Raw genomic sequence first — 11,050 nt, forward strand, 5'->3', positions numbered from 1 at the left:
AATGTTCTGGAGAGTCATGATGTCTGCACCCAAAATTACCTTTATCGGCGCCGGTTCCACGATTTTCGTCAAAAATATTCTTGGGGACGTCTTTCACCGCGATGCGCTTAAATCTGCGCATATCGCCTTGATGGATCTCGATCCTACGCGTCTGGAAGAGTCACACGTTGTTGTGCGCAAGTTGATGGATTCTGCGGGCGCGTCTGGACGAATCACCTGCTATACCGATCAAAAAGCAGCATTACAGGATGCTGATTTTGTGGTGGTCGCTTTCCAGATCGGCGGCTATGAACCCTGTACCGTCACCGATTTTACGGTGTGTAAACGCCATGGTCTGGAGCAGACGATTGCCGACACGCTGGGGCCGGGCGGCATTATGCGCGCGCTGCGCACCATTCCGCATTTATGGCAGATTTGTGAGGATATGACCGAAGTCTGTCCGCAGGCCACCATGCTTAACTACGTTAACCCGATGGCGATGAACACCTGGGCAATGTATGCGCGCTATCCGCATATTAAGCAGGTTGGGCTGTGTCATTCGGTGCAGGGGACGGCGGAGGAGTTGGCCCGCGATCTGAACATTGACCCTGCCTCTTTGCGCTATCGCAGTGCCGGGATCAACCATATGGCATTTTATCTGGAGCTGGAGCGCAAAACGGCGGACGGCGCCTATGTGAATCTCTACCCGGAGCTGCTGGCGGCCTATGAATCCGGTCAGGCGCCGAAACCGAATATTCACGGAAATACCCGTTGCCAGAACATTGTGCGCTATGAAATGTTCAAAAAACTGGGGTATTTCGTCACCGAATCGTCGGAACACTTCGCCGAATATACGCCGTGGTTTATCAAACCGGGGCGTGAAGATCTGATTGAGCGCTATGAGGTGCCATTGGATGAATATCCGAAACGTTGTGTGGAACAGTTGGCGAACTGGAAAAAAGAGCTGGAAGAGTACAAAACGGCTGAGCGGATCGACATTAAACCGTCGCGCGAATATGCCAGCACTATCATGAACGCTATCTGGACCGGTGAACCGAGCGTCGTGTATGGCAACGTTCGCAATGACAATCTGATCGATAACCTGCCGCAAGGTTGCTGTGTTGAAGTCGCTTGTCTGGTTGATGCGAATGGTATTCAGCCAACGAAAGTCGGTACTCTCCCGTCACATTTGGCGGCGATGATGCAAACCAATATCAATGTTCAGACTCTGCTAACGGAAGCCATCCTGACGGAGAACCGCGATCGTGTTTATCACGCGGCGATGATGGATCCGCATACCGCCGCGGTACTGGGGATTGAAGAGATTTATGCGCTGGTGGACGACCTGATCGCGTCTCACGGCGACTGGCTGCCGGCCTGGCTGCACCGTTAATACACAATCACGCCGGGCAGAGCATCCGGCGTTTAACCTCTGACGTTTCCTCTTACAGAAGGCGGGCGCTGGTAACAGCGACCCGATACCCTATGAGCATCTCTCTGACAACAAAACTCAGTTACGGATTTGGAGCGTTCGGCAAGGATTTCGCCATCGGTATTGTGTACATGTACCTGATGTATTACTACACCGACGTGGTGGGATTATCGGTGGGCATCGTCGGAACCTTGTTCCTGGTGGCAAAAATATGGAACGCGTTTAACGATCCGGTGATGGGGTGGATAGTGAATGCCACCCGGTCGCGTTGGGGAAAATTTAAACCCTGGATCTTACTCGGTACGCTGGCGAACTCGTTGGTGCTGTTTTTGCTTTTTAGCGCACATCTGTTTGAGGGTACTGCGCAGGTCGTATTTGTTTGCGTGACGTATATTTTATGGGGGATGACCTACACCATTATGGATATTCCATTCTGGTCGCTGGTCCCCACGATTACGCTGGATAAACGCGAACGTGAACAACTGGTGCCGTTCCCTCGTTTTTTCGCCAGCCTTGCAGGGTTTGTCACCGCGGGCGTGACGCTACCCTTTGTAAACTATGTTGGCGGCGCGGATCGCGGGTTCGGTTTTCAGATGTTTACGCTGGTGCTGATCGCATTTTTTATTGTTTCTACCCTCGTAACCTTGCGCAATGTGCATGAAGTGTATTCCTCTGACAGCGAAGCTACCGCAGACAGCACCCGGCTGACGCTGAAATCAATCCTTGCGCTTATCTACAAAAACGATCAGCTTTCCTGCCTGCTGGGGATGGCGCTGGCTTACAACGTGGCGTCCAATATCATTACAGGTTTTGCGATTTACTACTTCACCTACGTGGTGGGTGATGCTGACCTTTTCCCATACTACCTCTCCTATGCCGGAGCAGCTAACTTGCTGACATTGATTCTCTTTCCCCGTCTGTCAAAGGCGCTTTCTCGCCGGGTACTGTGGGCTGGCGCTTCGGTTATGCCAGTTCTCAGCGCAGGCGTATTGCTGATTATGGCTCTGGGGGCATTCCACAATACTTTCCTGATTGTTACCGCAGGGATCCTTCTGAACATTGGTACGGCGCTGTTCTGGGTACTGCAGGTGATTATGGTGGCGGACACCGTAGATTACGGTGAATACAAGTTTAACGTCCGCTGCGAGAGTATTGCCTATGCCGTGCAGACAATGGTGGTCAAAGGTGGCTCGGCGTTTTCCGCTTTCTTTATTGCGGTGGTGCTGGGATTGATTGGTTATGTTCCGAATGCGACGCAATCTGCTGAGACCATCCTCGGCATGCAGTTCATCATGATCGCGCTGCCCACGCTTTTTTTCGTTGTGACACTGGTGCTCTATTTCCGTTACTACCGGTTGAATGGCGATATGCTGCGTAAGATTCAGATCCACCTGCTGGATAAGTACCGAAAAGTGCCGTCGCCCGTCAAACAGTCGAATACTCCGGAGATTCCGGTGGTAGTAGCCAGCGATGTGAAGGCCTAGCTATGGAGTGGCATTCCTGGATTGGCTATCTGGCGGCAACGCTGACGACGCTCTCTTTTTTGCCGCAGGCGATTAAGGTTATTACCACCCGCAACACGCAAGGCATCTCCGGTTTGATGTATGTGATGTTTGTGTGCGGGCTGGTGTTGTGGCTGGCTTATGGGTTATTGATTGAAGATACCGCTGTCAGCATGGCGAACTTTCTGACACTGTTGTTCGCCTTGCCGATTCTGGTTATCAAGTATCGCAGTAGGTAGCGCAGATTGCCGGAGAAGCGTTAGCGCTCTCCGGCCGTTTTCAACTGCCGATTGTGCCAGCCCGCCAACGCGAGGATCGTTGTTAACGCACCGAGCAGGGCGCAGAACATGTCCGACTGGGTATCCCACGGGTCACCCTGCGTGCCAAGGAAGTCTTCCGCACCTTGTCCCATTGCCAGCGCTGCCCACCACTCGATCAGTTCATACATTGCGCTAATCGCCAGTGCTACGCAGCAGACCAAAAATGCCAGCATCTTACGACCACGGACAAAATTGCCACGCACTAAAATCTCTCTTGCCGTCAGGGCTGGTACCAGCCCCTGGAAGAAGTGACCCAACTTGTCATAGGGGTTACGACTGAGATCCAGCCATTCCTGAACCTGAAAACCGACGGGAACTTTGGCGTAGGTATACATCCCGCCTACCATCAGAATGATGGCGTGCAAGAAAATCAACGTATAAAGCAGCGGCGTCAATGGGTACTGCTTCATGGTAGCCAGCAACAGCGGGACGACAATAATGACCGGCGTGACTTCCATCAGCCAGGTGATTTTCTCCGAGGCAGAGATACCGGTGTAGATAAGGATCAGCGCCAGGAACACTGCGCCAGTGTGCAAGATTGTGGGGTTCAGAGTGCGGAGCATTGCGAATTCACACGTAATGGAAAAGGTCACTATTCCCTGTGAACGGCAAAAATTCAATACCAGTAAATGAGGGGATAAAGTTGGCCCGGGGGGATCGCTGGACTGACGCCAAAAATTTAGTGCCAGTCCAGTGCCGGGCCGAATGGGTTACTTCGCGCAGTTAGCGCATTGTTTGCTGACGATTTGCTGGAAGAAATCGTTGCCTTTGTCATCGACCAGGATGAAAGCAGGGAAATCTTCTACTTCGATTTTCCAGATAGCTTCCATTCCCAGCTCCGGGTATTCCACGCATTCCAGATGCTTAATGCTCTGCTGCGCCAGTACTGCTGCCGGACCACCGATGCTGCCTAAGTAGAAGCCGCCGTGTTTGTGGCAGGCGTCAGTCACCTGCTGGCTACGGTTACCTTTCGCCAACATGATCATGCTGCCGCCGTGAGACTGCAACAGGTCAACGTAGGAGTCCATACGACCCGCGGTGGTTGGGCCTAATGAACCCGACGGATAGCCTGCAGGCGTTTTGGCCGGACCCGCGTAGTAGATCGGATGATCTTTCACGTACTGCGGTAAACCTTCGCCGGACTCAATACGTTCTTTTAACTTCGCGTGGGCAATGTCACGACCGACAATGATAGTACCGCTCAGTGACAGACGAGTAGAAACCGGGTACTGAGAGAGCTGAGCGAGGATCTCTTTCATCGGGCGGTTAAGGTCAACTTTAACCACTTCACCTTCACCCGCCTGGCGCAGAGATTCCGGAATGTACTGACCTGGGTTATGTTCCAGTTTTTCAATCCAGATCCCTTCGCGGTTAATCTTGGCTTTAATATTACGGTCTGCGGAGCAAGAAACGCCCATACCAACCGGGCAGGATGCGCCGTGGCGAGGCAGGCGGATCACGCGGATATCATGTGCGAAGTATTTCCCGCCAAATTGAGCGCCAAGGCCGAGTTTCTGTGCCTCGATCAGCAGTTCCTGTTCCAGTTGCAGATCGCGGAACGCCTGGCCGTGAGCATTACCTTCAGTCGGCAGCGCGTCATAGTAGTGTGTGCTGGCCAATTTCACCGTTTTAAGGGTACTTTCCGCTGACGTCCCGCCAATGACGAATGCGATGTGATACGGCGGGCAAGCTGCAGTACCCAGCGTGCGCATTTTCTCAACCAGGAAGTTTTTCAGTTTGCCGGGAGTCAGCAGCGCTTTGGTTTCCTGATACAGATAGGTTTTGTTGGCTGAGCCGCCGCCTTTGGCCACGCACAGGAATTTGTATTCGTCACCGTCCACGCTGTACAGATCGATTTGTGCGGGCAGGTTGGTGCCGGTATTCACTTCTTTGTACATATCCAGCGCCGCGTTTTGCGAGTAGCGCAGGTTATCTTCAATATAGGTATTAAATACGCCTTTGGAGAGGGCCGCTTCATCGCCGCCGCCGGTCCAAACGCGCTGACCTTTTTTACCCATGATAATTGCCGTACCGGTGTCCTGGCAGGTTGGCAACACGCCTTTGGCGGCGATTTCGGAGTTTCTCAGGAACTGCAGCGCTACGTACTTATCGTTCTCGCTGGCTTCGGGATCATGGAGAATTGAGGCGACTTGCTGTTGGTGTTCTGGGCGGAGCATGAAGGAGGCATCGTGGAAGGCTTGTTGGGCCAGTAGCGTAAGTGCTTCAGGAGCTACTTTCAGGATTGTTTCGCCTTCAAACTCGCCGACACTGACGTGATCGGATGTCAGCAGGTAGTACTCAGTTTTGTCTTCCCCCAGTGGGAAAGCCGCCTGGTAAGTGAATTCAACTTTTGACATTTGCTTCCAGCCTTTTCATTTTTCTCAGGAATTTTAAAATTCTCTGTGTCTTAATGGTGGCGTGCCGTACCAACGCGGACGGCACGCGAACTGTGATTACAGGAAACCGTACATTGCGGCGAAGATCCAACCAAAGACACAGGATACGCTTACGCCGATCAAACCAGGCAGAATGAAGCTGTGGTTGATAACGAAGCGGCCGATGTGGGTGGTGCCAGAGCGGTCAAACTGAATAGCCGCCAGGTCGCTCGGGTAGGTCGGCAGAATGTAGTAACCGTAACATGCCGGAGCGGAAGCCACGATGTACGCTGGATCAACCCCGATTGCCAGTGCGACCGGAACAATCGCTGCCAGCGCTGCTGCCTGGGAGTTTACAAATTTGGATACCAGCAGCAGAACAATTGCATAGGCCCACGGATACTCTTTCACCATATTGCCCAGCACACCTTCGATTTCTGTCATGTGTGCGCCGAACATTGTTTCGGCCATCCAGGCAATACCGTACACCGCCACAATCGCGATCATACCGGAACGGAAGACTTCGTTTTTAGATATTGAAGCGGGATTGGTCTTCGTCAGGATAATAATCAGCGCACCGGTCAGCAGCATGAACATCTGGATAACCAGCACCATTGACAGTGGTTTGCCGCTAAAGGTAGGGCGCAGCTCAGAGAACGCGCCGAGTACGGCAACAACGGCGATAGCGGCAAGGAAGATCCACATGGCCAGCCAGTTGCTTTTCGGCAGCTTTTTGTCTAACAGCGTGGCGGTATCGCCATACACATAGTTGTGGTTTTCAGGTACAGAAATGAACTTCTGGAACTCTTCATCTTTATCCAGATCTTTACCACGGAACCAGCTGAAGATACCGATCGCCAGGATACCCAACAAGGTAGACGGGATGGTGATGCTGAGCAGGTCGAGGAATTCGAGATGCTTGCCTTCAAACGTTACGTTACCCAGCATTGCTACCAGTGACACAACGGCTACAGAAACCGGGCTGGCGATAATCCCCATCTGCGCACCGATAGAACTCGCCGCCATCGGACGTTCCGGGCGAATATTGTTCTTAATGGCAACGTCATAAATGATTGGCAGGATGGTGTATACCACGTGCCCTGTACCGCAGAGAATCGTCAGGGTGCAGGTAACGAAAGGTGCGACGATGGAAACATATTTTGGGTTACGGCGCAGCAGCTTTTCAGCGATTTGCAGCATAACGTCAAGACCGCCGGAGGCTTGTAAGGTTGCCGATGCGGCCACCACGGCAATAATAACCAGCATGACATCTACAGGTGGTTTACCCGGCTGGAGATGGAAAACGAAAACCAGAATGACCAGGCCGATACCGCCTAATAAACCCAGCGCGATACCGCCCTTTCTGGCACCATAAAACAAACATATTAATATTATGAGAAGTTGTATACTAAATAACATTTTATTTACCCTCGCGAAAAACCCAGTCAATTTTTTGAAAAATGGATCTGTGCCACATTCTTTTTTGCCAGAATAAGCATCAAAAAATGGTCAGTATTCGATATGTCCGTATTTGCGATTAATGTTCAAATGTCTTGCTAGAATTTTTTTTAAAGTTATGGCGATATTTGGTTTTTTCTGTGGCTTTGATCAGAGGAGAGAATCCTCAGGCGATGGGAAGCAGAGCTGAACATGGAGAGCCGCGGTTGACGCTGTAATTTATCTATTTTGCGTTTTCCGCTATTACATGAACCACCGACAGAATGAGTGAGTGGGTTATTTATGTGATCACGGTCACGCCATTTCATGATGTGATGAAGTCGGCGTGCGGATACTTTTATTTGCTCACAAAAATGTACGGTGTCCATGGTACGTAGCATGGTCTCCATTGCTACCAGTCTAGATTTTGTATGTCTGGTTAATTTCAGACTAATCCTTTATGGGTAAAAATACACACTCTGCGAGTTAGATAATACTTAATTAACTTTTGTTAGCGATTTTGAAATTAAAAACAGTGTGATATTTGTCAATATTAAAATAATACATTTAACATGCCGGATACAAATATATTTGATCTAACGCAAATTTATAATTTTGCAGTGTCAGTTGGTGAAATAGGGATTTTTCATTATTTTAATAATTGTTACTTTCAAATAACAAATAATCCCAAGTGTATTTATTGGCAATATTGTTTAAGCAATGAGTAGTGTTCAGCCTGCACGCGATAACGATAAACAGGTCTGCCGGTCACGCCATAATGGATGCTGGTAAATAAGATGTGACAATTGACGAGCCAGATAAGGTATTTACGGCAAGAGACGCGCGAGATATTGACCTCGTTAGCCAGCTCATCCGTGGAGAACTCCTGATCCTGGTGCTCATCAATCCACTGGCACAACGTGCGCAACGTTTGTGGCGTTAATCCTTTGGGTAAGCGCCGCGTTTCTTGTTCATTGGAGGAGCTGCCGTGAATCAACTGGTCAAGCTCAGACTGTTCATAGTACTGATGCTTTTCCATCTCAGTTTTTTTCTGTAGCCAGCCGGTGAGCGCCTCTTCAAACCGGGACGCCTGGAAAGGTTTGATCAAGTAGTCAACGACGCCGTAGTGAAGTGAATCTTTAATGGTGGTGGCATCGGCTGCAGAAGAGATGACGATGACATCGCACTTGCAACCTTCACTGTGCAGAACCGGTAGCAGGTCCAGACCGTTTTCTTTTTGCATATAAATATCTAGCAAAATCAGATCTATATGATGACCGCTATGAAAGATTATCTCTTTTGCTTTCTCCAGCGTGGAGGCTGTGCCGCAGCAGTGAAAACCGGAGAGTTGCGCGACATAACGGCGGTTTAATTCCGCTACCATTGCATCGTCATCGACAATTAAGACATTGATCATCTGCTGGCCCTCTCACCATTCCACGGTAACTGTACAAAAAATTGGGTGAAGATCCCAGGTTCAGACTCGACGGATATATTACCGCCAACGTTTTCAACCTGTTGTTTAACAAGCGCTAAACCTACGCCCCGTTCGGTTCCTTTTGACGAAACGCCCTTCTCAAAGATGTGCTCAATGTTTTCGGGGGCGATCCCCGGACCATCGTCATTCACTTCGCAATGCAACCAGCCGTGTCGATAATGCAAGGATACGCTGATCTCACCACCAGGTTCTTGACCTAGCGCCTCCAGGGCGTTTTCAATCAGATTCCCCAGAACGGTAATCAGCACCGCCACCTGATCTTCGTTGTTATTTTCCGGTAGCTGGCTTTCATTGCTGATGACCAGGCTATGGCCTAAATCAGATGTGCGATTAATCTTACTGAGTAAAAATCCTGCGATCACCGGAGATTTTATTTTTCCTAACAGTGAGCCAATTTCTTCCTGATAATTGTTCGCGGTCTTTAGGATGTAATTTTCAAGCTGCTTATAACTTTTCAGATGCAATAATCCCAGAATCACGTGCAATTTATTCATGAATTCGTGGGATCGTTCACGAAGTGCATCGGCATAGTTGACCATACCGTCCAGGCGTTGCATTAACTTTCGGACTTCAGTCTTATCTCTGAAGGTTGAAATGGCGCCGATGATTTTACCGTTGCTGAGTACCGGGACTGTGTTAATTAAGAGTAGCCGATCCTTCACCATGATCTCTTCATCGCGGCGCGGCGTTCCGTCATGTAGTACCTGTGAAAAATCGACCACCTGTGACCACGCATGGCTGAGCGTGGAGAGCTGGGCATCATCTTGTGATTTGTGATAATCCAGCAGCTCCTGCGCCGCCTGGTTAATCAGCGTCACTTCACCGCACTCGTCAACGGCAATGACACCTTCCTTTATAGAGTGCAGCATTGCCTGGCGTTGTTCGAACAGATTGGAGATTTCATAAGGTTCCAGACCAAACAGAATGCGTTTGAGGACCTTAACGAATATCCATGTGCCGAGCAGCCCAACCAGCACGCCAAATAAGATTGACCAGATGATGCTGCCGCGGCTGTTATTGATCTGTTCAGCAACTCTGCTTAGCTCAAGACCGATCGCTACCACGCCAATTTGCTGGTGATGTTCGTCATATATAGGGGTGAATACCCGCAGGGCTTTAGCCAGAAACCCGCGATTAATGGCGACATTCTCTTTACCTTGCAGGGCCAGCAAAATGTCATCGCCTTTAAATGGCTGGCCGATTCGCTGTGCTTCGGGATGGGAGTAACGAATGCTTTGCATATCGGTGACGACGATGAACAAAAAATCGTTGCTCTTATTCACCGCCTGGGCAATCGCCTGAATACCGCTTTCCTCGGGCTTTTTCATTAGTCCCTGGCGGATCTCCGGAGAGTTGGCCAACGTTCGCGCGACGGCAAGCGCTTTACTCGCTAACGCATCGCGCGTCATATTGCTAATTTGCGAGAAATAAATCAGATGAACGACAAGCAGCACGGAGAAGAGAACTGCACTAACCATGAGGATCACGGTGGTGCCAAGCTTCATCGGGCGTTTGCGTATAGCAGTACGTTGCAGTGAGTGTCTCATCACGGTCCTGGAATCACGGTTTGTGCGGGTATTATCGCCTGATGGGGGGCGTAATTCAAAGGTGGTAGGGATTATGGAGCTTAAGTTGTCAGCCCTTCTTCTTTATATAGCGTAGAGTGAATTTCTTTCTATATAGAAGTTTTCATACCGGTTCTCTCCTTTTTCAGGGACGCTGACAGATAATTTGCTTACGATTGTGGATAACTCTGTGCGTAAATGGGTATAAGGCAGGGTTTTGCTGTGGAATGCAGCAGTCAGTCATTTTTCTGTCATTTAAGGGTTGCGGGTCACAGGAAACTCCCTATAATGCGCCTCCATCGACACGGCGGATGTGAATCACTTCACACAAACAGCCGGTTCGGTTGAAGAGAAAAACCTGAAAATGAGGGTTGACTCTGAAAGAGGAAAGCGTAATATACGCCACCTCGCGACAGAGCGCTAAAGCGCGTCGCAACTGCTCTTTAACAATTTATCAGACAATCTGTGTGGGCACTCGAAGATACGGATTCTTAACGTCGCAAGACGAAAAATGAATACCAAGTCTCTGAGTGAACATACGTAATTCATTACGAAGTTTAATTCACGAGCATCAAACTTAAATTGAAGAGTTTGATCATGGCTCAGATTGAACGCTGGCGGCAGGCCTAACACATGCAAGTCGAACGGTAGCACAGAGGAGCTTGCTCCTTGGGTGACGAGTGGCGGACGGGTGAGTAATGTCTGGGAAACTGCCCGATGGAGGGGGATAACTACTGGAAACGGTAGCTAATACCGCATAACGTCGCAAGACCAAAGAGGGGGACCTTCGGGCCTCTTGCCATCGGATGTGCCCAGATGGGATTAGCTAGTAGGTGGGGTAACGGCTCACCTAGGCGACGATCCCTAGCTGGTCTGAGAGGATGACCAGCCACACTGGAACTGAGACACGGTCCAGACTCCTACGGGAGGCAGCAGTGGGGA

General features: G+C 50.1%; 8 protein-coding genes and 1 rRNA gene. 4 read left to right on the forward strand and 5 right to left on the reverse strand.

Annotated elements, in window-relative coordinates; all coding sequences use genetic code 11:
- Positions 1-16 precede the first annotated feature (16 nt).
- The 3 genes from melA to OGX67_RS08695 all read left to right on the forward strand — a co-directional run bounded on the left by melA (position 17) and on the right by OGX67_RS08695 (position 3,152).
- Positions 17-1,372 carry an alpha-galactosidase gene (melA, locus tag OGX67_RS08685; RefSeq protein ID WP_257651885.1) on the forward strand — a complete coding sequence of 452 codons (1,356 nt, stop codon included), beginning with the start codon at positions 17-19 and terminating at the stop codon, positions 1,370-1,372.
- 92 nt (positions 1,373-1,464) lie between these two features.
- Complete coding sequence (gene melB, locus OGX67_RS08690; RefSeq protein ID WP_257651884.1) at positions 1,465-2,895, forward strand: melibiose:sodium transporter MelB; 1,431 nt, start codon at positions 1,465-1,467, stop codon at positions 2,893-2,895.
- Positions 2,896-2,897: 2 nt separating this feature from the next.
- Positions 2,898-3,152 (forward strand): SemiSWEET transporter, encoded by a 255-nt coding sequence (locus OGX67_RS08695; RefSeq protein WP_003031867.1) that lies wholly within the window; start codon positions 2,898-2,900, stop codon positions 3,150-3,152.
- 20 nt (positions 3,153-3,172) lie between these two features.
- On the opposite strand, the gene OGX67_RS08700 is transcribed toward OGX67_RS08695, so the two are convergent.
- The 5 genes from OGX67_RS08700 to OGX67_RS08720 form a co-directional block, all read right to left on the reverse strand.
- Positions 3,173-3,796 carry a DUF2238 domain-containing protein gene (locus tag OGX67_RS08700; protein ID WP_071667737.1) on the reverse strand — a complete coding sequence of 208 codons (624 nt, stop codon included), beginning with the start codon at positions 3,794-3,796 and terminating at the stop codon, positions 3,173-3,175.
- A 147-nt stretch (positions 3,797-3,943) separates the two neighbouring features.
- Positions 3,944-5,590, reverse strand: coding sequence for a class I fumarate hydratase FumA (gene fumA, locus OGX67_RS08705; RefSeq protein ID WP_003031871.1), 1,647 nt, complete (start codon positions 5,588-5,590; stop codon positions 3,944-3,946).
- Between the two features lie 96 nt (positions 5,591-5,686).
- Complete coding sequence (dcuB, locus tag OGX67_RS08710; protein ID WP_003031873.1) at positions 5,687-7,027, reverse strand: anaerobic C4-dicarboxylate transporter DcuB; 1,341 nt, start codon at positions 7,025-7,027, stop codon at positions 5,687-5,689.
- A 715-nt stretch (positions 7,028-7,742) separates the two neighbouring features.
- Positions 7,743-8,462, reverse strand: a complete 720-nt coding sequence (gene dcuR / locus OGX67_RS08715; RefSeq protein ID WP_003031875.1) for a two-component system response regulator DcuR — start codon at positions 8,460-8,462, stop codon at positions 7,743-7,745.
- A complete protein-coding gene (locus tag OGX67_RS08720) occupies positions 8,459-10,090 on the reverse strand; it encodes a sensor histidine kinase (RefSeq protein WP_003031877.1) in 1,632 nt (543 codons plus the stop codon). Before OGX67_RS08720 ends, dcuR begins: the two co-directional genes overlap by 4 nt.
- A gap of 597 nt (positions 10,091-10,687) precedes the next feature.
- On the opposite strand from OGX67_RS08720, the gene OGX67_RS08725 reads away from it, so the two are divergent.
- Positions 10,688-11,050, forward strand: a 16S ribosomal RNA gene (locus tag OGX67_RS08725); the annotation flags it as partial.

The sequence above is a fragment of the Citrobacter sp. Cf118 genome (assembly GCF_030334095.1).
GTDB lineage: Bacteria > Pseudomonadota > Gammaproteobacteria > Enterobacterales > Enterobacteriaceae > Citrobacter > Citrobacter freundii.

Excerpts from the sequence above, each read along its gene's own strand:
- melB (WP_257651884.1), top strand. The coding sequence starts at position 1,465 with ATGAGCATCTCTCTGACAACAAAACTCAGTTACGGATTTGGAGCGTTC.
- OGX67_RS08720 (WP_003031877.1), bottom strand. The coding sequence starts at position 10,090 with ATGAGACACTCACTGCAACGTACTGCTATACGCAAACGCCCGATGAAG.
- dcuR (WP_003031875.1), bottom strand. The coding sequence starts at position 8,462 with ATGATCAATGTCTTAATTGTCGATGACGATGCAATGGTAGCGGAATTA.
- melA (WP_257651885.1), top strand. The coding sequence starts at position 17 with ATGATGTCTGCACCCAAAATTACCTTTATCGGCGCCGGTTCCACGATT.
- fumA (WP_003031871.1), bottom strand. The coding sequence starts at position 5,590 with ATGTCAAAAGTTGAATTCACTTACCAGGCGGCTTTCCCACTGGGGGAA.
- OGX67_RS08695 (WP_003031867.1), top strand. The coding sequence starts at position 2,898 with ATGGAGTGGCATTCCTGGATTGGCTATCTGGCGGCAACGCTGACGACG.
- dcuB (WP_003031873.1), bottom strand. The coding sequence starts at position 7,027 with ATGTTATTTAGTATACAACTTCTCATAATATTAATATGTTTGTTTTAT.
- OGX67_RS08700 (WP_071667737.1), bottom strand. The coding sequence starts at position 3,796 with ATGCTCCGCACTCTGAACCCCACAATCTTGCACACTGGCGCAGTGTTC.